Below are 22,219 nucleotides of genomic sequence, written 5' to 3'. Positions count from 1 at the left end.
AGGCGTTCCCTTATGAAATCATCGCTTAAAATCATGTTATTCCTCACCATCGCGGCCATGCTCGTCGTCTTTTCCATCGGTTTCGTCTTCGCCAATCGAGCGACGACCGAACCAGATGTCGAGGGGTATGTGATTGAAATAAATGAATCTGACCGCACCGCACTCGTCATCAGCGGAATTACCGCAGAAGAGGCCACGCTCTCTCCTGACACCTTGTTCGCACAAAGTGAACCGGAAGACGTAAGCTGGTTCAAGTTTCAAGTGAAAGCCACGTTCGAGCAAATCACTGTCGGAGACCACGTCCACATTTGGAAAAAGACCGGTCCGAGTATCTTAAATACTCCGAACCGGTCTTATGTGAAAAAAATCGACGTGATCGACTAATATGAACGCTTGCCATAACGTTCACTCAGCCAGAGGACTAAAAACGCCAAACCAACCAACCATCCGCTCCAGACGAGCGCCTGGGTCATATCTCCGTTGATTGTCGCCATATAAATCGCTGTGGCGAGCGTCATCGTCTCGCCCGGGATATTTCCGGCAATCATCATCGTGATCCCAAACTCGCCGATTGACCGTGCGAAACCAAGGACAAACCCACTCGTCAACGCAGGTAACAGCAGCGGAATCGTCACGTAGGTGAACAGTTGGCGCTCTGACCCACCGAGCACGCGTCCGGCCTCATACCATTCCGCATCGAGTTGTTTAAGACCGAGACGAATCGTTTGGTAGATGAGCGGAAACGCGGCCAAGGCGGATGCGATGATGTTCGCCTGTTTCGTGAACAAGATCGTAATCGGTAACAATCCGCCGATCCCGTTGTTCCCGAGGACAATCAAGGCGTATAGTCCGATGACTGTCGGCGGCAAGATGAGCGGCAGTAAAAACACCGTCTCGAGCAGCCGCTTTCCTTTGAATTGACGGTGATGCATGAAATAAGCCGCTCCGAAGGCGAGGACGAAGGCGCTCACCGTCGCCATCATCCCGACTTCGAATGTGAGTTGAAGTGGATGTTGCGTCATTTAGAAAATCCTTTCGCTAAAAAGTGAGCTTGGATATCATCGTCAAACAAACGCGCGTACACCTCGTGTACGTATGGGTTGTGCGTCAACCGGACCGCCGGATACGCGATCGTACCCGTCGCTTCAAACGGGACCGACTGAAGCGACTCGACGTCCGTCGTCAGTTCCGTCTTATAGACGAATCCCGCATTGGCGTCGCCTTGTTCGATGAGCGTCAATACTTGTCTTACATTCTGGGCGAACATGATTCGCGGTTCCACTTCTTCCCACACGCCTTCCACTTCTAGCGCCGCTTTCGCGTAGCGACCGGCCGGGACATTGACCGGGTCACCGATGACGATCCGAGCACATGCGTTTAAGTCGTACCATGTCTCCGCGCACGGTTTCCCTTTCGGTGTCACGAGCCACAGCTCGTTATACAAGAACGCATCCCGCTCTAGAATCGGGATTTGTAGTCGGTCGACATCATCAACGCTCGCGGCTAAAAAGATATCTGCCGGAGACCCGTGATCGATTTGTACTCGCAAGGCGCCGCTCCCGTTCGTCACGACTCGAACATCGATCCCATCGAACTCTGCTTCAAGTTGTCGCTCGACCGCTTCTAAAGCCGGTCCTAAGCTTGCCGCCGCCAAAATGGTCACGGTGTCCTCCGAATCTGAACTCGACCAGACTTGACTTAGTAATAAGGCGACCGTCACCCCTACGATGACTTCACTCACCCGTTTCATGATTAATCACTCCTTTGCCTCCCCTTTATCGTAGCGCTTGATTTGCCTCCCATCTGTATCAAACGTCACAAAAAGACACCTCTACGTAAGTAGGGGTGTGCCACTGCTTAAGCGAACGCGCGCGCCCGCGGGAATAAAATGTTGTTTTCGAGATGAATGTGTTCAAACGTATCCGATTCGAGCGCTTCTAACCGTTGATAGACAAGACGATACGTCCCACACGCTCCTTCAGGCGGCGTATAGTCGTTTGTGATGTGACGCAACTCTTTTAAAATGTCCCCGGCTGTTGCATGTTCTGACTCGAGCGAGGCCAAGATGCTATCAAGCTCCCGTCTCGTTTCAGCTGTCGGTGCGGTCTCGTGACGAAGCAGCGTCGGGAAGTCTTCTGTCTCTTCTTTGACGATATGTTGTTCAAGTTCCATTTTCAATTGATTGAACAGTTGATGAATGCGTCCGAGGTGCGGATGATTTTGTCCGTGGACCCGGAACACTTTTGTCACATATGGTGTGAGCTGTGGCAATTCGTCCGTCAAAAATTGGTGATGCTTATAAATGATGTGCTCAATCAATTCCGAAGAAGAAGCGGCATCCCAATCGATGCTCTTCTCGTTCATCTCTTGCTTACGTTGATAAAGCGCATTAACTTCTTCTAAAATGTCTTCCGTCGACCGTTTCGATTTGTCAGTCGCTTCAGCGAGTGGTCGGTTGCCGCCACAACAAAAATCGATTCGGTTCCGTTTGAAAATGTCTGCCGCTTGCGGGCATTGTTTGACGATTTCAGATACGTGCGTATCGCCCGTGAATGTCTGTGTCATCTGTCATAACCTCCATATTCATTTTGACATGTTCAGCGTAGCAAGAGTTCGACAACAAAAATGTGAAATACGTCACATTTAAGTGAACAGGATGCAGGTGTTCCAAATTTGGACACAAAAACCCCTCTTGTCGAGGGGCATCGCTCAATGCAACGGTGTTTCAAACTGTTCAGTCTCGGTCGAACCTGCGAGCGCTGTCGTTGATGATTGTCCACCTGAGATGACGAGCGAGACTTCATCGAAGTAACCCGTTCCGACTTCACGCTGATGACGTGTCGCCGTGTAACCATGTACTTCAGCCGCAAATTCTGCTTGCTGTAACTCCGAGTACGCCGCCATGCCACGATCTTTGTAACCGCGTGCGAGCTCAAACATGCCGAAGTTGAGCGCGTGGAATCCAGCGAGTGTAACGAACTGGAACTTGTATCCCATTGCGCCGATTTCTTGTTGGAACGTGGCGATCTCTTCGTCTGACAGCTTCTTCTTCCAGTTGAACGATGGCGAGCAGTTGTAAGCGAGAAGTTTACCTGGATACTTCGCATGAATCGCTTCGGCAAATTGACGTGCCTCTGCCAAATCTGGTTCGGACGTCTCACACCAGACGAGGTCTGCATACGGTGCATAAGCGAGCCCACGAGCGATTGCTTGCTCGATACCAGCTTCCGTACGATAGAAGCCTTCCGGCGTACGCTCTCCAATGATGAACGGATGATCGATTGGGTCGATGTCGCTCGTGATCAAGTTCGCCGCGTGCGCATCTGTCCGCGCTACGATGATTGTCGGGACACCCATGACGTCTGCCGCGAGTCGAGCCGAAATCAAGTTTTTCACAGCCGTCTGCGTCGGGAGTAACACCTTCCCACCGAGGTGACCACATTTCTTCTCAGACGAGAGCTGGTCTTCAAGGTGAACGCCGGCTGCCCCCGCTTCAATCATTGCCTTCGTCAGTTCGAATACGTTGAGTACCCCACCAAAACCGGCTTCCATATCCGCGACAATCGGTGCGAACCAATGCGTGTCGCCTTTCCCTTCTGCCGTTTGAATTTGGTCAGCACGTTGAAGCGCTTGGTTGATTCGTTTGACGACACTTGGCACCGAGTTGGCCGGATATAGACTCTGGTCCGGATACATGTGACCTGACAAGTTCGCATCCGCCGCTACTTGCCAACCACTCAAATAGATGGCTTCGAGTCCTGCCTTCACTTGCTGAATCGCCTGGTTCCCTGTCAACGCACCGAGTGCATGGACGTAGTCACGCTCGTGCATCAGTTGCCACAGGCGTTCCGCTCCCTTTTTCGCAAGTGTCTGTTCAATTACGATAGACCCTCGTAATTTCATGACGTCTTCTACAGAGTATGGACGTTCTACCCCTTCAAATCGTTCTGACTTCCAGCTGTTCACCAATTCTTCGCGTTTTTTCATCAATATACCCTCCTGTATTATATTAAATTCAATAAATTTAATTTGTTATATAACAGATGATGCGAAATAAATGGTTTAGTCAAGGTAAGCACAACACTCCAACGCTGCCTTGAACGTCGAATGTTCCATCCCGCAGCAACGGCAAACATTTTCTTCGTCCCGATCTTCCGGCTTGCGGAAAACGACAACTTCATCGATCGGCTCTTTCATGATTTGGAGCGACCCATCTGTCCGGTCCAAGACGAGACGCATCAAGTCGTTGCCGTATACGAATGCCGTATTCGCCAAAGATGCTGTCGATTCTCCAGATACGATGCGGCGGACGACCCAACGTTCAATCAACTGTTCGCTTTCCATTTTTTTCGTTGTCATGATGAGGTTCCTCCTTTAAGGTTTAACTCCACAGTTTGACGTTCCATAAATTCACGGCGACGACGATGCAAGATTGGTTCCGTGTACCCGTTCGGTTGTTTCAACCCATGAAATACAAGTTCGTGGGCAGCCTGATAGGCAATCGATTGATCGACGTTCGGTGTCATCGGCCGGTAATTCGAGTCTGACTCGTTTTGCTCATCGACGACTCGTGCCATCCGATAAAGGGTGACCTCGACTTGTTCTGCTGAACAAATGCCGTGATGCAACCAGTTGGCCACGTGTTGGCTCGAAATTCGGAGTGTCGCCCGGTCTTCCATCAGTCCGACATGGTGAATATCCGGCACTTTCGAACAACCGACACCTTGTTCGACCCAACGAACGACGTACCCGAGCAATCCTTGCAAATTGTTCTCAAGCTCTTCTTTGATCTCTTCTTGCGAATAGATGCGCGTCGCGAGTGGAATCTCAAGGAGCTGTTGTCGTTCATGTTTTAAAACAGGCTGTTTCAACAATTCTCGCTGTACATCAAAAGCATCAAGTTGATGATAGTGCATCGCATGGAGCGTCGCCGCGGTCGGTGAAGGCACCCATGCCGTCGTTGCCCCGGACCGTACATGTGCCATTTTTTCACGCATCATGTCCTGCATCCGATCGGGCATCGCCCACATCCCTTTTCCGATTTGTGCTTGATGATGGAACCCACTCTCGAGACCGATCGATACATTTAACCGTTCATATGCAGCGAGCCAAGGTGACGTCTTCATTTCTCCCTTCCGACGCATCGGTCCGAGCGTCATCGAAGAATGAATCTCGTCTCCCGTCCGGTCAAGGAAGCCCGTGTTGATGAAGACGACCCGTTCTTTTACTTGCGCGATACAATTTTTCAAGTTGAGCGACGTTCGTCTTTCTTCATCCATCACGCCGACTTTTAACGTATAGCGAGGAAGGTCCAGCAGATTTTCCACGGCATCAAACAAAACATTGGTGAATGCCACTTCTTCAGAGCCGTGCATTTTCGGCTTGACGATGTAAATCGATCCTTCCCGAGAGTTGAGACGACGATGAAGATGGCGACTTGCAATCAATGAAGTAAAGATGGCATCAACGATCCCCTCTGGTACCTCGCGACCTTCTGCATCAAGAATCAAGTCCGTCGTCATCAAGTGTCCAACGTTCCGAATGAACAAGAGCGCGCGTCCTGGGAGGACGACTTCCACCCCACCTTTTCCAATCAAACGCTTGTCTTCGTTTAAACGCCGAGAGAGTCGCTTCCCGTCTTTTTGGAACGAGGCTTCAAGCGTCCCATCCATTAGACCGAGCCAATTACGATACAGATGAACTTTGTCTTCTGCACAAACGGCTGCGACCGAGTCTTCGCAATCCACAATAGCGGAGAGGGCTGATTCAAGCTCGATGTCCATCAGTCCAGCAGGATCGACTTTGCCGACTGGATGTTCGCGGTCGAATTGAAGTTCGACGTGCAAGGCATGGTGCTGGAGCATCAATGTCTTCAACTCGTTCGGTTCGCCGGTATAACCGACGAAGGAATCATAAGCGAATAAATGCTCCTCGTCTCCAATCACCGCGTAGGCGACGTCGTCACGAACGACATATCGTGATACGTCTCTGTGTGACCCGGACGACAGTGGGAACGTGTCATCCAAAAACTGTTTAGCTAACCGAATGACTTCATTTCCGCGAACAGGATTATATGTTCGCCCCTTTTCCATGCCGTCTGCCTCGTCAATCATGTCCGTCCCATAAAGGGCGTCGTAGAGACTCCCCCATCTGGCATTGGCGGCATTGAGTGCATATCTGGCATTGTCTAACGGTACGACGAGTTGCGGTCCCGCTTGATGAGCGATTTCGCGATCGACATTCGACACGTCGATTTGAAAATCTTCGACTACCGGTTCGATATAGCCGATCGATGTTAAAAATGTCTCGTACTCGGTTGGATCGACTTCGTCTTGACGACTGTACCACTCCTGTAACAATCGCTCGAATGTCTTGCGCTGCTCCAGAAGTGTCTGATTCACTGGAATGAAACGCTCAAGAAGCGATTCGACCCCTTCCCAAAAATCATTGATTTCATGGGGTTCAAGAACGTTTTTATTCACAAGTTCAATCAGTTTCTCATGAATATGATACGTATTTAGTCGTTCATAGTGTTCCAAGCGTTCACATCCTCCTTTAATCATTGTTATATATCAGTTGGTTATAATATAGACTATTATATAACAGTTTGACAACCCATTTTTTAAAACTTTTTATTTGAAATATCGTCAGGATGGGTTTACTATACATTGTGTGACCCATCAATGATTGAGTCATCAATGATTTGAGGAGGCGATGTGCATGCGAGATTCTTGCTCGCTTCGTGATCAAATTCTCTATCACATCATCACTGTACAAAAAGAATTAGGGCAATTATTCGACTCTGAAATGGACGGGCTCAGCTTGAGTCGCTACGACATTTTGAGCAACTTGTATCACGTCGGTCCATTGCGGCAACGTGAATTGCAACAGCGCGTCGATGTCGACCATGCCGCCATCACCCGACACTTGAAACAGTTAGAGACACAAGGACTCATCACGCGGAGACGCTGTGAACAAGACAACCGTGTCATCTATGTTGAGTTGACAGACGATGGTCGTGAACAAATTGCACATTGGACTGAGCAAAAAGAGTGCTTAACGGACCGACTTTTTGTCAACATGAAGGTAGAGGATCAACAACAGTTATTAGCATCACTCACGATGTTACAAGATACTATTGACCATGAAAGGAAGACTACAATATGAACACTGCCACACAAAAAGACTTTATGGAGATTGTCAAAGGACGCCGATCGATTCGTGTATACGATGAGAACGTCAAAATTTCAAAAGAAGAAATGACACAAATTCTTGAAGAAGCGACAACAGCTCCTTCATCCCTTAACTTACAGCCATGGCGCTTCGTCGTCATCGATAGCGCAGAAGGAAAAGAAACACTCCTCCCGCTCGCAAGCTTCAACAAACGCCAAGTGGAAACATCTTCAGCTGTGATCGCACTCTTCGCCGACTATCAGATGGCAGATTACACAGAAGAGATTTTCGATACAGCAGTAGAGCGCGGTATGATGCCGGCTGAGGTCCGTGACCGTCAAGTCGACATGATCAAAGGCATCTTCAAAGATGCACCGAAAGAAATGATCAAAGATAGCATCATGCTCGATTCAGGTCTCGTTGCGATGCAGCTTATGCTCGTCGCACGCGCACACGGATATGACACAAACCCAATCGGTGGATATGATAAAGCGAACATCGCTGAAGCGTTCGGTCTCGACAAAGAGCGTTACCTCCCAGTCATGCTTCTCTCTATCGGGAAAGCAGCCGAAGAAGGTTACCCATCAGTCCGTTTCCCAGTCGACCGCATCACAGACTGGAAATAATTCAAAAAGGTCAATCGCTGAGGCGATTGACCTTTTTTTCATCCGATATATTTGACGACTTCGTTAAAATCACGACGTGTTTTCGGTGCAAAGTCGCGCGCTCGATACCCAAATGCGACCATGACTGAAAGTGACCATTCCCCACGTTCCATCACACCTTCTGAGATGAGCAACTCATCGATTTCCTCTTGATTGAACCCTTCAATTGGGCATGAATCGATCTCGATTTGTGCGGCAGCCGTCATCATGTTTCCGAGCGGAATATATGTCTGACGCTTGATCCATTCCTGGAAGACACGCTCATCGTCTAAGAGACGGTAGTCGTCCTCCTGGAACTCCTGTACCCGTTTCACGCGCTGTGCGTATTCTTCTTCCGTCCGGCCCTGTACACCCGTCACGATATGACGAATATAGTCCGAATCGTAACGCATGGCTTTCGGTGTTCTTGCGAGGATCAATACAAAGTGACTGGCAGTCAGTGCCTGACCTTGCGCTCCCCATGCATGATCTTTAATCTTTTGGAGTAAATCTTCCCGACGCACCACGACGAATTGCCATGGCTCGAATCCGAACGAACTCGGCGAAAGACGTCCCGTCTCTAAAATGAACTCCATGTCCTCTTCTTTGATTTTACGATCCGCATCGAACGCTTTCGTCGCTTGACGCCAACGATACGCTTCTAAAATGTCTTTCTTTTTCATCGTGCTCACTCCTCCATTACCAAGATGACTCCATCATATCAAACCGATAAATCAAAAATCGCTCATGAAGATTCTTCAGCGGCAATCGCACCGTTTGTACGTACTGAAAAGGCGTCTCGTCGTTCAAATAATGGAGGTACTCATCCGCCGGATAATATAAAATCACATCGACCGGGCGAGGAACCGTTTCAACAGATTCGATGATGTTGGCAATCACTTGGCGGAAGACGTTCACCGAGAACGGATTAAAGAAGTAGAATCGATTCGCATCCGGTGGAATCATGAATCCCTCCGCGAATCCCTGTTCCAATTGAACACTTCCCCGATTACGATGTTTCTTCGTATAGCTCATCCAATTTTGAAGTGCCTCCTCATGAAATCCACCGTCCATCTCGACACCGATTGCCCTGACACGAAACGTATACGCTAAATAGAACGGCAGACGTCCTTTTCCTGAACCGAAATCCACGATGGTATCTGTGGACTCTAACGGATACGCATCCCGAAGCAAATCGAGTGCTTCGTAAGGAGTCGGTTCATAACGGTTATACTCGGCTGAGGACGGGAATCCTTGCTGAGGTTTGGCCGTCTCGATTTGTAACAGTTGCTCATACTGCTGTTCGTTCATGATGAACCTCTTTCTTGAATGGATTGAAAGAATGGATGTCGCTCCATTTCTCTCGTGAACGACGTCTGTTCTTGATAGGCGACATACAACAGATAAATCGGAACCACTAGTTTGAACCAACTTGGGAGAAGAATCACGCTCGTGATCCCGAGCGGAATGAGTCGAAACCATAAATTCCGATGACTCGGCGTTCTAAAGTACATAAGGAGTGCCATCGTCCGTCTGACGGTGCCGAAGCGATTCGGTCTCGGTCGATACAGGGGACGTTTCCGCTCACTCGTCTTCTCGATGGCTCCTGACGTCGTCAACAGGACACGATCGAATGAGGCACGCTCACGTTCTCCGATTTCAATTTCTCGACCGACACTCGGATGTTTCGACACCCATCCTTCCCCTACGTATAACGCAAATGTGACCATGATGCTTCCGATCAACACACTAAGCAATATCGACTCAATCAATAACGCATACACGCCTACAAAAGCAAGGAGTACGATTAAAAATCGCTTCATGAGATGGGCGTGTCGGAGACGTAGATGATACTGGACCCATACGTGACACCAAGCGAGTAGAAAAAGTGCAGCCCCAAACGTGAGAATCTCGCCCACGTCCCTTCCTTTTACGTATAGAATCGGTGCAAGCAACAGCAGATAGCATCCATATTGAATCACGTGTTGCGTAAGTTGATACCAAACCGAATACCTTTTTAAATCCCGAATCATGCTCCGGTTTGACACAAGGATGAGATCGGCACGCTCAATCCAGACAAACATACGGTCTTGCCACATGAACCATCCAATCAGAAGTGCCCAGAGAAAATAAGGGATGTCACCTAACCAGGGGAAGTTCCCTTCCCAGACTTGCCAGTAGGAATAGCCTGCCCATATGAGAAGAGGAAGGACACCGTATAAAAAAATCGTCCAGTCGACAATCAATCGGACCGTCTTCCATTGCTGTTTTATGTACCGGGAGACACGCATCCAAAACAATCGTTTCGCAATCATCGCATCGCCACATCTTCCATCATGTCAAACAAGGTCATCCCCTCTGTATCGAGCGCTTCACGAATCTCCACTTTCGTCCCACTCGCGAGCAGTTGTCCATCATCAATCCATACGAATCGGTCGCATAATCGCTCGGCCGTATCAAGAACGTGTGTGACTAATAAGACACTTGCCCCCCTCGTACGCTCCGCTTCTAACAGTCGAAGTAACTGAATCGTCGTCGTCGCATCCAATCCGATAAATGGTTCATCGACAATCAATACCCGCGCTTCTTGAATGAGCGCCAATAGAATCATCGCCTTCTGTTTCATCCCTTTTGAAAAAGAGGAGAGATACCGATCGGTCACATGCTCTAACCGGAATAGCTGTAGCAACTCCTCCGTTTTTTCTGTTGAATCGATTCCCGTTAATTCTTGGACGAGTGCAATATGTTCAGATAGCGTCAAATAATCATAGTAGACGGGTTGTTCCGGGATAAACGCATAGCGTTCCATCTCGACCGTTCCCTTCATCCAAGGAATCGTTCCGGTAAGACAGGCGATGGTGGTCGTTTTTCCCGCACCATTCGACCCAATCACCCCTAAAATCTCACCTGCCCGTACATCAAACGAAATGTCTTGGATGACGGGCTCGTTTATCTCGTATCCTGCTTGTTCAATTTTCACATCCACGATGGGTCCTCCTTACGAAAAAGTCGCCATCGCGGCGACTTTTACTTCACAATATTGACCGATGAAAACACAAATTTATCGTATCGATGACGGGCAAACGAATACTCGAACGGTTTCCCGTTACTTAAATAGACCACTTGCTCGACTTCGATAATCGGTTCAGTGATATCATTCTTCAAGTAAGCTTGGTCGTACTCATCCGGTTTATCTGCTCGAATCACTTTATGCGAGCTTGTAATCGTATAACCCAGATCTTCTTGAATATACGCATACACGGATTTTTCCAAAATTTCACGTGTGATTCCTGTAATGAGGTTAGCAACCATGTACGTCAATTCGATGACATACGGCTCATCGTCTACGTAACGCACACGACGTATTTCATAGACCGGTTCTGTCAGCTCAATCATGAGATGATTGGCGACTTCCTGACACGGAAACTTTACCTCAAAATTCAGGACTTCACTTCGTAACGAGCGATCTCCGATTACTTGAGTCAGCCCTCTCGTTTCTTTACTAATCACGTTGATGCGATCTTTTTGGAAGCTCGACTGTAAAATGAATGTTCCTTTACCACGTTTACGATAAATCAGCCCTTCCATGACGAGAATCTCAAGCGCACGTTTCATCGTCATTCGGCTCACCCCAAACTCTTGGGCCAAATGGATTTCATCAGGTAATGCATGTTCTAGCGGATAAACGTGTTCAATAATTCTTTTACGAATTTCATCAGCAATGGTTTCATATTTCGGTTTTTTCTTAGTAGACATATAGCACCTCATGTATAGACATATATGTACAATATATCAAAAAAAGCTGACAAAGAGTAGTCTTTGTCAGCTTACTTCATTATTCTGTAAAACCATTAGCGTCAATCAACTGTTTAAACCAGTGCCCTGATTTTTTTACAGTACGCTGTTGCGTATCTAAGTCAATACCTACAAATCCATAGCGATTTTTATAAGCATTGCTCCATGACCAATTGTCCATGAACGTCCAAAGATGATAGCCTTTTACGTTCGAACCCTCTTCAATCGCTTGATGCATCCATTTCAGATGTTCGCGAATGAAATCAATTCGATAATCGTCTTGGACACTTCCGTTCTCGTCACGATAACGCTCTTCACCCTCGACACCCATTCCATTCTCTGAAATGAAGCATGGAATATTACCATAGTTTTCTTTTAGATTGATTAATATATCATAGATTCCTTTTTCGTAAATTTCCCATCCACGATATGGATTCATTTTACGTCCAGGCATCTCATAAAAATCAAATAAGTTTTCCGGTAAGAATGGTGCGTCCGGATTCGGCAGTGATGCTTTTGCTTTCACGCGACGCGGCTGGTAATAGTTGATGCCAAGCAGGTCGACTGTATGTTCTCGAATGAGTTCAAGATCGCCTGTTTCCATCTGTGGCATCGCATCTTCAGACTTCAGCACTTCTACTAGTTCTTGAGGGAACGTGCCTAAAACAGATGGATCGAGGAACGAGCGATTGAACATCGCATCAGCAATGCGCGCTGCGCTCAAATCAGCTGGGTGCTGACTTCTCGGATATGAGGGTGTCAGATTTAAGATGATCCCGATTTGCCCAGATTGTCCCATGTCACGATACGCTTCGATTGCCTTCGCACTCGATAAGATCGAGTGGTACGCTACTTGGACAGCTCGCTTGAAATCAACAACGTTTGGATAATGAAAATCATATAAATATCCACCCTCTACCGGTACAATCGGTTCATTATGCGTGAACCACTTCTCGACGCGGTCACCAAACAACTCAAAGCATGTCTTCGCAAAGGTGACATATGCCTCCACGACTTCCCGTGATTCCCAACCACCTTGTTCTTGAAGCGCCATCGGCATATCGAAGTGATACAGATTGATGAACGGTTCGATACCATGATCGATTAAGCAATTGATGACATTGTTATAAAATGTGATTGCCTCTTCATTTACTTCCCCGACACCTTGTGGAAAAAGACGTGACCATGAAATGGAGAAACGGAACGTGTTATGCCCGAGTTCTTTCATCAATGCGATATCTTCTTCATACAAATGATAGAAGTTTGAGGCCTCTGTTGCGCTCACGCCATTGAAAAAGCGATTCGGCTCTTGCATGTACCAGTAATCCCAGATATTCAATCCTTTTCCACCTTCAAAAGCAGCACCTTCCATCTGTGTAGCAGAGGAAGCCGTTCCCCACCAAAAATCTGTCGGAAATTGATAGGTCTTTTGCTCTTTCATTCGTGTTTGTGTCGGGTTCGTCATCTTTTATCTCTCCCTTATTTCTATTTTCTCTATTTGTTTACACTGCTTCTTGTTTATCTGTTGATTCTTCTAACTCTTTTTTCAAGTTCATGCGGTCGATAAATTTCAAGAACGGGAACCAAATCGCCAAAATAATGAAGAAGTTCACGATTTGAAGAAGACCTCCGGCAAGCGAGTTCGTCGCCATGATACCACTCAAGAACATTGGGACAGTCCATGGAACAGCGACACCCGTTGGTGGTGGGACTAAGCCTGTCGACATCGCGAAATATGTGACCGTTACCGTCACGAGCGGTGCGACAATCCAAGGAATCATGATGAGCGGGTTCATAACGATTGGAAGTCCGAAGATGACCGGCTCGTTTACGTTGAATAGTCCAGGTCCGAGGGATAGTTTCCCGATTTGTTTCAACTGTTTCGATTTCAAGAACAACAAGATAGCCACGACGACAGCAAGTGTAGATCCGGAACCACCAAGCCCTACCGTGTAAATTTCAATGAACTGTTTACTGATAATGTTCGGAACATCTCCAGTCGAGGTATAAGCCGTCAAGTTCTCCACAGATAATGTGTTCCAAATCGGGTCCATCACCGAGTTGACGATGACCTGACCGTGAAGTCCGAAGAACCAAAATAGCTGAACGAAGAAGATTGCAATCAACGTTGGAATGAGACCATTCCCCAATGTCACAAGTGGTTGCTGAACGACGTTGAAAATGACGTCATGAAGATTCGTATTGAATAAGTTCGTCACGATGATGTTGAATGTTAAAAATACAGTCAAGGTTAATAATGCAGGAACAAGTGCTGAGAATGATTTCGCAACAGCTGGCGGTACTCCATCCGGCATCTTAATCGTCCAGTTCTTTTGAACGACAAATCGATAAATCTCACCGGACAGGAATCCGGTAATCATCGCAAGGAACATCCCTTTCGCTCCAAGGCGATCCAACGGAAGGACATTCCCGACTGCCTCTGACATACCGTCAACTTCAATCAAGAAAGGCGTTAAGAGAAGGAAAGACACGAGCGAGATCGCTCCTCCGAAGACAGCCTCGACTTGATAACTTTTCGATAGATAATACCCGATACCGAAGACGACAAAGATAGACATAATCCCCATCGTTGCAGATGGTGCGTTTCCGAGTGATGTTTTAAATACACTGAGTGTACTCTCGGACATGAAACGGTCGAGGAACGGCAGGTTTGCAATGACGACGATGATTGACCCAAACATGGTAATCGGGAAAGCGAGCATGAATGCATCTCGCAATACTTGTAAATAGCGACTGTTGTTTAAATAGGTCGCCATCGGCATGAGCAGTTTACTGATCATGTTGAACATCTTATTGTCCTGTGACATATGATTCACCCTTCTTGATTAGGATTTACAATCTTTTGTTCGACCATTTCGACCAAACCCGCTGTCAAATCAAGCATTGTTTGCGTAGACATTAAATGGTCCTCTGCATGAAGAAGCAATAAAGAGACGTCTGTTTTTTCTCCATTCGCTTCTCTTTGGATTTGTGAAAAGTGTGTTTGATGTGCTTCTTTTAATTGTCCACGTGCCTCATCAATCTTTTCTTCGAACGTTTCATAAGAACTCGTTTTATACAGTTGAATCGCTTCCTGAATCGTACTTCTCGCATTGCCACTGTGCAAAATCATCATGAATGCCATTTGCTCCAAGGTTAACTCGTCTACCTGTTCCACGTTGTTCACCCCATTAATTTCATCGCTTGTTCGTATGCAGCTTTTCCATTCGCCGTGCCGTATGCCATCATATCGATCACTTCAATCGGTGTTGATGTTTGCGCTTTCAATTTATCCAACAAGAAACGCATTTGTGGACCAATCAAAATCACATCTGCCTCGTCCATCTCGGTTACGACCTGATCTTGACCGACTGCCCAAATCTTCGCCTCATCCCCGATTGATGTGGCATGATCTTTCATCTTCGTTACGAGTAAACTCGTCGACATCCCTGAACTACACGCTAATAAGATTTTCTTCATGTGTCCTCACTCCTTATTTGAAATCGGTTACATGTTTTATTATACACATGATTTATTTCATGTCTATACTTGATTTAAACTTTGTTTAGTTTTTAAATTCATAAGTGTATATCAAATTAATAGGAGGACAGGATATGAGCGCTATTCTTTTAAAACCACACTATCAACAGCGACTTTGGGGAGGGGAGCGTCTGAAGCAATTTGGTTTCGATTTCAATGACCCTTCGATCGGTGAAGCTTGGACGGCTTCTGCATTAGAAAAAGGTAGTTCAGCCGTTGCTTCCGGACCCTACGTTGGTCTTTCTTTGCGTGAACTCTATCAACAATATCCAGAGTTGTTTCAAATTAAAGCGGACGTGTTTCCGCTACTGATTAAATGGATTGATGCGAACGATGATTTGTCTATTCAAGTTCATCCTGATGATTCGTTAGCGGAACAACTCGAAAACGAATCATATGGAAAAAATGAATGTTGGTATATTCTCGATGCTCCAGCAAATGCGACACTCATTTACGGTCACTCCTATGCCACCTCAGAAGACTTCAACAAAGCGCTTGAAACAGGCGATTTGGAACACGGCTTGATACGAAAATCGATTCATGCCGGTGATTTTTTCTATGTCCCAGCTGGAACGGTCCATGCATTGACAAAAGGGGTATGCGTACTGGAAATTCAACAAAGTTCGGACACAACCTATCGTCTATACGATTACGAGCGACTGGATGTGACGACCGGTCGTCCACGTGAACTTCACGTAGAAAAGGGCATTCTCGCTTCTTTCGTCCCTCACCTTGGCTATAGGGAACCAATCCGTCAACTCGATCACTTTCGAACACGTTTGACGAAGAATCCATTCTTCTTCGTGGAAAAATGGCATGTTACAGCGAAAGAAAAGATTTCGACCGACACGTTCCGGTTACTATCTGTCGTGCAAGGAACATTAATCATTGATGAGATGGAAGTACCTACGGGAGGTACACTCCTTCTCCCGGCCAATGAGTCGTTCTTGATTGAGGGAGAAGCGATTTGTCTAGTGACTGGTGTTCCTTCCGATGAAAAACAAGCTGTCCGAATCGGGATTGATTTAGGAGGGACGAACACTCGGATTGCTGCTGTTTCACTCAAAGGTGAAGTACTGAAACAACTCACGTTTAACACGCAGCCTCAACTTCCTTTCGAAGAGACACTACAATCTATTGAGACTGCGATTAATCAATTCAATGTTGAATTCGATATCCAGCATGTTGGAATTGTGGCTCCCGGTCCACTCGATTTGAAACAAGGGATGTTTTTAACGCCTCCAAACCTCCCGAATTGGCACAATCAAAAAATCGTTGAGCCTTTAACACAGCGCCTCGGCTTTTCTGTCACCCTTGAAAACGATGCGAATGCAGCAGCTCTCGCAGAAGCTAAATTTGGAGCAGGAAAAGGATTCGATGCTGTTTTTTATGTAACAGTCAGCACTGGAATCGGTGGCGGTTATGTCTATAAACATCAAATCATTCGAGGGGCGAACGGCAGTGCCGGTGAAATCGGAAATATGATTATCCGTTCGAACGGACCAGTTCACCCTGTACTGAATCGAGGCTCTCTCGAATCACTCGCAAGTGGTACCGCGCTCATGAGTCGCGCAAGCGAAAAGGGATATACAAACGTCCCTTCGCTATTATCAGATGACGAGTACCGCCATCACTTCGTCGAGGAACTGGCTAGCGGACTAGCTAACATCATTCATACCGTCGATCCTGATGTGATTGTATTAGGAGGCGGCGTCATGATGTCGGCCTCATTATTTTGGCACGAATTACAACAAGCAGTCTCGAATAAAATGTATCCACATGCTAGTGGAAAAACGCGTCTCTGCCTCACTCAATTGTCAGGAGATGCGGGTGTGATCGGCGCTGCCTTTGTCGAAGCATAATGAGGTTTGAAAAAAAACGGACATTCATCGTGAATGTCCGTTTTTTTGTATACAGAAATGTGAAATAAATCAAAATTATACTTTGCGAATCATCTACAGTTTCTTTTCTAGATTGAGTTAGATTCGTTTACTTTAGCGTGGTAACGTGAAATGATAATGATAACAACTCTTTAAAGTGAGGTGACGGTGTGTCTACCACAGAGCACGAACAAGCGACATCTATTTTGCATCACCTCTTTACCGCCTCTTCTTTTGTCGGAATCGATTTCGGTTCTGGTCCGAACCATCATCTTCTCTATTTCAGTCGTCAAGGACTGGAATCTTGGATCTCCATTGAGGGACCGTGGCATGTCCATGCGACGCAAAATACGTTTGACGAAGGTGAACAACTCGAACAGCTCATGCGCTTAAGAAGAGAGCGCATCCATCAAGTACGCCTCGGTGACGAACACCCCCACCTCGAACTGGAATTTGAATCCGGATCCCTTCTTTTCATCAATGGATATCAAGAACACTTTGAGTGCTGGCAAGCAGGGGACGCGAGACCACTTGGTGGAGACGCCTATCTGTTGGTCGCGATGCCACAAGGGGAGCTCGCAATCTTTGCGGATGGAGATGACGAATGAACACTTGGATGGAAATTATCTTGTATATGTTGATTGCTGGGGGCATTAGTCTCGCGATCATCTTATTGCGAAAAATCACGAAAGCATGAAAAAGCGGCCGAGGCCGCTTTTTCATTTGACTGATTCTTCTTCGTATAAGCTCGCACCTTGTGAACGAATCACCTCTTGATACCAGAAGAACGACTCTTTCCGTTTTCGTTCTAACGTACCGGTACCGTCGTCATGTCGATCCACGTAAATGAAACCATACCGTTTGCTGTACTCACCTGTCGAGGCACTCACTAAATCGATACACCCCCAACTCGTGTATCCCATCACTTCGACTCCATCGTCGATTGCATCCATCATCCCTTTCAAGTGATCACGTAAGTAATCGATGCGATAGTCATCATGAATCGTTCCGTCCGACTCAATTTTGTCATAAGCACCTAGCCCGTTTTCAACGATGAATAATGGGAGCTCATAACGCTCATATAACTTGTTCAAGATGACGCGGAGTCCTGTCGGATCAATTTCCCATCCCCAGTCACTCGCCTGTAAGTATGGATTCTTGACCCCGCTCATAATATTACCTTCCGCCTCATCCTGACCTTTTTCAGCCTTTTCAGTGCGCGACATGTAGTAACTGAGTGAGAAGAAGTCGACAGTATTCTCTTTGAGGATATCAAGGTCGCCATCTTCCATAGCGAGTTCAATGCCATTGTCTCGGAAGAATCGTTTCGCAAAGCTCGGATATTTGCCGCGTACATGGACGTCTCCGCAGAAGAAGTTCATCATCCGTTCTGCATCGTGAGCATACCAAACATCATCCGGGTTTGAACTATACGGATAAACCGGAGCCGCAATGAGCATACATCCGATTTGCATCGATGGGTCAATCTCTCTGGCCGCCTTTGTCGCAAGGGCACTTGCGACCAGTTGGTGATGCAATCCTTGATAGGTGAGCTGTAACGTATTCTCTTCTTCCCGAACCGCAATCCCTAGACTGAGCATCGGCATGAACTGTGCCCCGTTGATTTCGTTGAACGTCAACCAGTATTTGACCTTCCCTTTATAACGTTCGAACAAGACACGACTGTATCGTTCAAAGTATGTGACTAAGCGACGGTCTCGCCATCCTCCATAATGCTTCGCAAGATGTAGGGGCATCTCATAGTGGGAGATGGTCACGAGTGGTTCAATGCCTTGGGCGACTAATTCATCGATCACACGATCATAGAATTGGAGTCCCTCCTCATTCGGTTCCACTTCATCTCCGTTCGGGAAAATTCGTGACCACGCAATTGACATGCGGAACGTCTTGAATCCCATTTCCTTAAAGAGGGCAATATCTTCTTTATAACGATGATAGAAGTCGATTCCTTCATGGTTCGGGTATGAATACTCTTCATGTAATTCAAAATCAAACGTCGGATCATGGATAATCTTCATTCGCTGTTTTCCGCCTGGCATCACGTCAGCAATCGAAAGTCCTTTACCACCTTCTTGATAACCACCTTCTAACTGATTGGCCGCAGTAGCCCCGCCCCATAGAAATTCACTTGATACTTGTTTCATACTGTCTCCTCCTTTGTTATACAATGACACGCAATACGCCATGATTGGCTTCAACCACACCTGTGTAAACCGGTAAGACATCGAGATAATGTTCGGTGTTTGTTACGATAATCGGGGTGATGGTGTCATACCCTTCACGAGCGATGGCATCTATATCGAATCGGACAAGCAGTTCTCCTTCTGTCACTTTCTGACCGTCCGTAACGACCGTTTCAAAATACTGTCCATTTAGCTTGACCGTATCTAATCCAATGTGAATCAATACTTCCACACCTGCATCAGATCGAAGACCGATTGCATGCTTCGATGGATAGACCGTGACGATTTCTCCGTCAAACGGTGCATATACCGCGCCTTCTGAAGGCATAATCGCAATCCCTTTCCCCATCGCCCCGCTTGAGAACACTTCATCACGAACCGTTTCAAGCGACACGACTTCTCCTTTCAATGGAGCCGATACAGGAAAGCCGACTTGTTCAGAGATTGATTGTACAACCACTTTTTCTGTCGACTCGACGGTCGTTTCTTCTTTGTGGAAGACCATCGTCAAGACGAGAGCGACTACTGTTGCAACCGCCATTCCGATAAATGCTCCATAGAAGGCTAAATCGACACCCGTTGGAGGAATCATGACTGGGATGCTAAAGATTCCGAGGCCTCCCATCGCATAAGCCGCCGTACCGAACAAACCTCCTACGACACCACCAGCCGCTCCACCCACAACCCCAAACACAAATGGTTTTTTACGGGGAAGCGTCAAGCCATAGATAGCCGGCTCCGTAATTCCAAACACACCTGCAATCGTGGAAGATGTTCCTAACCCTTTCACTTTCGGATTTTTGGCTTTTAAGGTAATCGCTAGAACTGCCCCTACTTGACCGAACGTGGCCATCAATACACCGACAACAATCGTATCCGTACCGACAACCGATAAGTTATTGATGATAATTGGTACAAGTCCCCAATGGAGACCGAACATGACAAGCACTTGCCAGAACGCACCGATGAACGCGATGGCGATGGTTGGGCTCAACTCATACAAGAACGAGTAACCATTCGCTAAACCTTGACTCGCATACGTCGCAACCGGTCCAATTGCTAAAAACGTCAACGGGACAACGAGTAACAACGCCATCATCGGTGTTGTGAAGTTTCGTACAGCTTCATGCGTATGACGGTTAAAGAATGTTTCGACTTTTGAAGAAACGTATGTCGCCAAAATAATCGGGATAACCGAAGACGCATAACTCATTAAGACGACAGGCACATTGAGGAACGTCAAGGCCTCCCCGGCTCCTTGAATGGCCACAATCGATGGATAGACAAGCGCCCCACCGATAATCATCCCAATATACGGGTTCCCACCAAATTTCTTAGCCGCCGAATGTCCTAAGATCACGGGTAGGAAGTAAAATAGTGCATCCGCCGCGGCATTCAAGACGACATATGTGCCCATTTCTTCTGTCAATAATCCAAACGCGACAAGGATGGCGAGTAACCCTTTCAACAGACCACTACCTGCCATCGGTCCGAGAATCGGCGTAAAGATTCCAGCAATCACATCAATCAATCGGTTGAATACTCCTGATTTTTCTTCATCATCAGTCGAAGATGTCTGGAAACCACCAACATCGACAACCTCTTTGTAGACGTATGGTACATTGTTCCCGATGACGACTTGAAATTGTCCTCCACTTTGAACGACCGTGATGATGCCATCTTGTTCCTTCAGCGTAGTCGCATTTGCCTTTGATTCATCTTTTAATTTGAAACGCAGTCGTGTCGCACAGTGAAAGACACTTTTGACGTTATCTTTCCCACCGACATGCTGCACAATCGTCTCTGCCAGTTGTTTATATTGGTCCATCTTGTTCACTCCTCATGTTTTTGGATAAAAAGAAAAACCTAAATCACTACACAAATAAAGGTGTAGTCATTTAGGTTTGGCCTGCGTCATCAGTAACCATCCTTAGGATCGACGTTCTTTCATTAAGTTTTCGATATGAATCATCATATACAGCCGTTCGTCCATCGATACATCATAACGATATTTCGTCGCGATCAATCCAGCGATTTTTTCAACGCATTCGAACGCTTCCGGATATCTCTGCTTCACCATCAAGAACAAGGTTTCGTCACCTGTGGACTTGACCTTTTCCCCCGATGCGAGGCGCTGCACAAAGTACTTTAAATGAGTCAGAAATCGAGAATAGGCGTATGACTCTTCATCCAGCTCGATTTGAAAATGATACGTGATAATGGTCAAAATGGCTTGGGTGGCTTTTGTCATCTCCGTTACGAGATGCAGGTTTTCACCTTTCACGCCAGACATCGTCGCATTGACGAGATGTAAGGCAATCGCAACGGCCTCATCTTCATCCAGGTTGACCTCGTGCCGCTCATTGATCAATTTTACCGCTTCTTTGCCGACAGCGAACTCCGGAGCATAAAATCGTTTCACTTCCCAAACGAGAGGGTTACGAATCTGGATTCCATCCTGATACCGACTAAGCGCGAAATGAAGGTGGTCCGCTAGCGTCACGTAGAGCGAATCATGAATAGGTTGTTTTAATCGCTCTTCGGCTAATCTGACAATCTGTTTCACCGTCTCCATCTCATCCGTCGGCATTTCATTTAAAAAGTGAACGAAACGCTCATAACTTTCTTTACTCTCGAGCGTAAAGATTTTTTCGATTCGCGTCTGGTCAATCGGATCGCCTGGCCGTTTTTGAAATGCAATCCCGCGCCCCATCACGACCTGTTCTTGACCGTTCGCATCAATTGCTACGACGTTATTATTGAACACTTTTGAAATCTGCATGGTCTCCTCACCTCACTCTCATTCGACTGAACTAAAAAGAAAAAAACCTAAATTCACACCAACGTCCAACATACAGTCGTGGCGTCAATTTAGGTTTTGCCTGCATCACCAGTAACAATCCTAAAGTGGATTTTCTTCTTTTCGATATAAGCATACTCCCTATAAATCTTGACGTCAACATAAAAAGTAAACCGCTTACAT

General features: G+C 46.7%; 23 protein-coding genes. 5 read left to right on the top strand and 18 right to left on the bottom strand.

Annotation, left to right across the window (positions count from 1 at the left end):
- Positions 1–12: 12 nt before the first annotated feature.
- Positions 13–384 (top strand): DUF3221 domain-containing protein, encoded by a 372-nt coding sequence (locus KOG47_RS11245; RefSeq protein WP_034780581.1) that lies wholly within the window; start codon positions 13–15, stop codon positions 382–384.
- On the opposite strand, the gene modB is transcribed toward KOG47_RS11245, so the two are convergent.
- From modB to KOG47_RS11215, 6 genes are all read right to left on the bottom strand, one after another.
- A complete protein-coding gene (modB, locus tag KOG47_RS11240) occupies positions 381–1,022 on the bottom strand; it encodes a molybdate ABC transporter permease subunit (protein ID WP_214784372.1) in 642 nt (213 codons plus the stop codon). The genes KOG47_RS11245 and modB overlap by 4 nt on opposite strands.
- Positions 1,019–1,750, bottom strand: a complete 732-nt coding sequence (modA, locus tag KOG47_RS11235) for a molybdate ABC transporter substrate-binding protein (protein ID WP_215244248.1) — start codon at positions 1,748–1,750, stop codon at positions 1,019–1,021. The genes modB and modA overlap by 4 nt, the downstream gene beginning before the upstream one ends.
- 107 nt (positions 1,751–1,857) lie before the next feature.
- Positions 1,858–2,565: an iron-sulfur cluster repair di-iron protein gene (gene ric, locus KOG47_RS11230; protein WP_215244247.1), complete on the bottom strand. Its 708-nt coding sequence runs from the start codon at positions 2,563–2,565 to the stop codon at positions 1,858–1,860.
- Between the two features lie 144 nt (positions 2,566–2,709).
- Positions 2,710–3,987 (bottom strand): isocitrate lyase, encoded by a 1,278-nt coding sequence (gene aceA, locus KOG47_RS11225; RefSeq protein ID WP_215244246.1) that lies wholly within the window; start codon positions 3,985–3,987, stop codon positions 2,710–2,712.
- 75 nt (positions 3,988–4,062) lie between these two features.
- A complete protein-coding gene (locus KOG47_RS11220; protein ID WP_031424308.1) occupies positions 4,063–4,359 on the bottom strand; it encodes a hypothetical protein in 297 nt (98 codons plus the stop codon).
- Positions 4,356–6,539 carry a malate synthase G gene (locus tag KOG47_RS11215; RefSeq protein ID WP_380081286.1) on the bottom strand — a complete coding sequence of 728 codons (2,184 nt, stop codon included), beginning with the start codon at positions 6,537–6,539 and terminating at the stop codon, positions 4,356–4,358. The genes KOG47_RS11220 and KOG47_RS11215 overlap by 4 nt, the downstream gene beginning before the upstream one ends.
- A gap of 181 nt (positions 6,540–6,720) precedes the next feature.
- Between KOG47_RS11215 and KOG47_RS11210 the strand changes: the two genes are divergently transcribed.
- Both KOG47_RS11210 and KOG47_RS11205 read left to right on the top strand, forming a co-directional pair.
- On the top strand, positions 6,721–7,167 hold the full coding sequence (locus tag KOG47_RS11210; RefSeq protein ID WP_078146066.1) for a MarR family winged helix-turn-helix transcriptional regulator: 447 nt from the start codon (positions 6,721–6,723) through the stop codon (positions 7,165–7,167).
- On the top strand, positions 7,164–7,799 hold the full coding sequence (locus KOG47_RS11205) for a nitroreductase family protein (RefSeq protein WP_015880377.1): 636 nt from the start codon (positions 7,164–7,166) through the stop codon (positions 7,797–7,799). The genes KOG47_RS11210 and KOG47_RS11205 overlap by 4 nt, the downstream gene beginning before the upstream one ends.
- 38 nt (positions 7,800–7,837) lie before the next feature.
- Here the strand turns inward: KOG47_RS11205 and KOG47_RS11200 are convergent, their stop codons facing one another.
- From KOG47_RS11200 to KOG47_RS11160, 9 genes are all read right to left on the bottom strand, one after another.
- Entirely contained in the window at positions 7,838–8,500 is a 663-nt protein-coding gene (locus KOG47_RS11200; protein WP_078146065.1) for an NAD(P)H-dependent oxidoreductase, read from the bottom strand.
- Between the two features lie 16 nt (positions 8,501–8,516).
- The gene (locus KOG47_RS11195) at positions 8,517–9,128 is read right to left on the bottom strand and encodes a class I SAM-dependent methyltransferase (RefSeq protein ID WP_211781939.1); all 612 of its coding nucleotides are present in this window, start codon (positions 9,126–9,128) and stop codon (positions 8,517–8,519) included.
- The gene (locus tag KOG47_RS11190; protein WP_214691359.1) at positions 9,125–10,132 is read right to left on the bottom strand and encodes an ABC transporter permease; all 1,008 of its coding nucleotides are present in this window, start codon (positions 10,130–10,132) and stop codon (positions 9,125–9,127) included. Before KOG47_RS11190 ends, KOG47_RS11195 begins: the two co-directional genes overlap by 4 nt.
- A complete protein-coding gene (locus KOG47_RS11185) occupies positions 10,129–10,803 on the bottom strand; it encodes an ABC transporter ATP-binding protein (protein ID WP_078146062.1) in 675 nt (224 codons plus the stop codon). Before KOG47_RS11185 ends, KOG47_RS11190 begins: the two co-directional genes overlap by 4 nt.
- Positions 10,804–10,844: 41 nt before the next feature.
- The gene (locus KOG47_RS11180; RefSeq protein ID WP_074035076.1) at positions 10,845–11,573 is read right to left on the bottom strand and encodes a GntR family transcriptional regulator; all 729 of its coding nucleotides are present in this window, start codon (positions 11,571–11,573) and stop codon (positions 10,845–10,847) included.
- 79 nt (positions 11,574–11,652) lie between these two features.
- The gene (locus KOG47_RS11175; RefSeq protein WP_078146061.1) at positions 11,653–13,077 is read right to left on the bottom strand and encodes a glycoside hydrolase family 1 protein; all 1,425 of its coding nucleotides are present in this window, start codon (positions 13,075–13,077) and stop codon (positions 11,653–11,655) included.
- 37 nt (positions 13,078–13,114) lie between these two features.
- Positions 13,115–14,422: a PTS cellobiose transporter subunit IIC gene (gene celB / locus KOG47_RS11170; protein WP_041918122.1), complete on the bottom strand. Its 1,308-nt coding sequence runs from the start codon at positions 14,420–14,422 to the stop codon at positions 13,115–13,117.
- Between the two features lie 23 nt (positions 14,423–14,445).
- A complete protein-coding gene (locus KOG47_RS11165) occupies positions 14,446–14,790 on the bottom strand; it encodes a PTS sugar transporter subunit IIA (protein WP_041917964.1) in 345 nt (114 codons plus the stop codon).
- 5 nt (positions 14,791–14,795) lie between these two features.
- A complete protein-coding gene (locus tag KOG47_RS11160) occupies positions 14,796–15,092 on the bottom strand; it encodes a PTS sugar transporter subunit IIB (RefSeq protein WP_015880368.1) in 297 nt (98 codons plus the stop codon).
- 134 nt (positions 15,093–15,226) lie between these two features.
- Here KOG47_RS11160 and KOG47_RS11155 point away from each other — a divergent pair, with 134 nt between their 5' ends.
- A complete protein-coding gene (locus KOG47_RS11155; RefSeq protein WP_215244244.1) occupies positions 15,227–17,014 on the top strand; it encodes a type I phosphomannose isomerase catalytic subunit in 1,788 nt (595 codons plus the stop codon).
- Between the two features lie 188 nt (positions 17,015–17,202).
- Positions 17,203–17,640 carry a hypothetical protein gene (locus KOG47_RS11150; protein WP_047795794.1) on the top strand — a complete coding sequence of 146 codons (438 nt, stop codon included), beginning with the start codon at positions 17,203–17,205 and terminating at the stop codon, positions 17,638–17,640.
- 111 nt (positions 17,641–17,751) lie between these two features.
- Here the strand turns inward: KOG47_RS11150 and KOG47_RS11145 are convergent, their stop codons facing one another.
- The 3 genes from KOG47_RS11145 to licT all read right to left on the bottom strand — a co-directional run bounded on the left by KOG47_RS11145 (position 17,752) and on the right by licT (position 22,018).
- Entirely contained in the window at positions 17,752–19,197 is a 1,446-nt protein-coding gene (locus KOG47_RS11145; protein WP_074035082.1) for a glycoside hydrolase family 1 protein, read from the bottom strand.
- Between the two features lie 16 nt (positions 19,198–19,213).
- Positions 19,214–21,064 (bottom strand): beta-glucoside-specific PTS transporter subunit IIABC, encoded by a 1,851-nt coding sequence (locus tag KOG47_RS11140; RefSeq protein WP_215244243.1) that lies wholly within the window; start codon positions 21,062–21,064, stop codon positions 19,214–19,216.
- Positions 21,065–21,166: 102 nt separating this feature from the next.
- On the bottom strand, positions 21,167–22,018 hold the full coding sequence (licT, locus tag KOG47_RS11135) for a BglG family transcription antiterminator LicT (RefSeq protein WP_215244242.1): 852 nt from the start codon (positions 22,016–22,018) through the stop codon (positions 21,167–21,169).
- Positions 22,019–22,219: the final 201 nt, after the last annotated feature.

It is taken from the genome of Exiguobacterium sp. s121 (assembly GCF_018617245.1).
Lineage (GTDB): Bacteria > Bacillota > Bacilli > Exiguobacteriales > Exiguobacteriaceae > Exiguobacterium > Exiguobacterium profundum.
This window is presented reverse-complemented; position numbering and strand designations above follow the sequence as displayed.

Excerpts from the sequence above, each read along its gene's own strand:
- KOG47_RS11245 (WP_034780581.1), top strand. The coding sequence starts at position 13 with ATGAAATCATCGCTTAAAATCATGTTATTCCTCACCATCGCGGCCATG.
- modB (WP_214784372.1), bottom strand. The coding sequence starts at position 1,022 with ATGACGCAACATCCACTTCAACTCACATTCGAAGTCGGGATGATGGCG.
- modA (WP_215244248.1), bottom strand. The coding sequence starts at position 1,750 with ATGAAACGGGTGAGTGAAGTCATCGTAGGGGTGACGGTCGCCTTATTA.
- ric (WP_215244247.1), bottom strand. The coding sequence starts at position 2,565 with ATGACACAGACATTCACGGGCGATACGCACGTATCTGAAATCGTCAAA.
- aceA (WP_215244246.1), bottom strand. The coding sequence starts at position 3,987 with ATGAAAAAACGCGAAGAATTGGTGAACAGCTGGAAGTCAGAACGATTT.
- KOG47_RS11220 (WP_031424308.1), bottom strand. The coding sequence starts at position 4,359 with ATGACAACGAAAAAAATGGAAAGCGAACAGTTGATTGAACGTTGGGTC.
- KOG47_RS11210 (WP_078146066.1), top strand. The coding sequence starts at position 6,721 with ATGCGAGATTCTTGCTCGCTTCGTGATCAAATTCTCTATCACATCATC.
- KOG47_RS11205 (WP_015880377.1), top strand. The coding sequence starts at position 7,164 with ATGAACACTGCCACACAAAAAGACTTTATGGAGATTGTCAAAGGACGC.
- KOG47_RS11200 (WP_078146065.1), bottom strand. The coding sequence starts at position 8,500 with ATGAAAAAGAAAGACATTTTAGAAGCGTATCGTTGGCGTCAAGCGACG.
- KOG47_RS11195 (WP_211781939.1), bottom strand. The coding sequence starts at position 9,128 with ATGAACGAACAGCAGTATGAGCAACTGTTACAAATCGAGACGGCCAAA.
- KOG47_RS11190 (WP_214691359.1), bottom strand. The coding sequence starts at position 10,132 with ATGATTGCGAAACGATTGTTTTGGATGCGTGTCTCCCGGTACATAAAA.
- KOG47_RS11180 (WP_074035076.1), bottom strand. The coding sequence starts at position 11,573 with ATGTCTACTAAGAAAAAACCGAAATATGAAACCATTGCTGATGAAATT.
- KOG47_RS11175 (WP_078146061.1), bottom strand. The coding sequence starts at position 13,077 with ATGACGAACCCGACACAAACACGAATGAAAGAGCAAAAGACCTATCAA.
- celB (WP_041918122.1), bottom strand. The coding sequence starts at position 14,422 with ATGTTCAACATGATCAGTAAACTGCTCATGCCGATGGCGACCTATTTA.
- KOG47_RS11160 (WP_015880368.1), bottom strand. The coding sequence starts at position 15,092 with ATGAAGAAAATCTTATTAGCGTGTAGTTCAGGGATGTCGACGAGTTTA.
- KOG47_RS11155 (WP_215244244.1), top strand. The coding sequence starts at position 15,227 with ATGAGCGCTATTCTTTTAAAACCACACTATCAACAGCGACTTTGGGGA.
- KOG47_RS11145 (WP_074035082.1), bottom strand. The coding sequence starts at position 19,197 with ATGAAACAAGTATCAAGTGAATTTCTATGGGGCGGGGCTACTGCGGCC.
- KOG47_RS11140 (WP_215244243.1), bottom strand. The coding sequence starts at position 21,064 with ATGGACCAATATAAACAACTGGCAGAGACGATTGTGCAGCATGTCGGT.
- licT (WP_215244242.1), bottom strand. The coding sequence starts at position 22,018 with ATGCAGATTTCAAAAGTGTTCAATAATAACGTCGTAGCAATTGATGCG.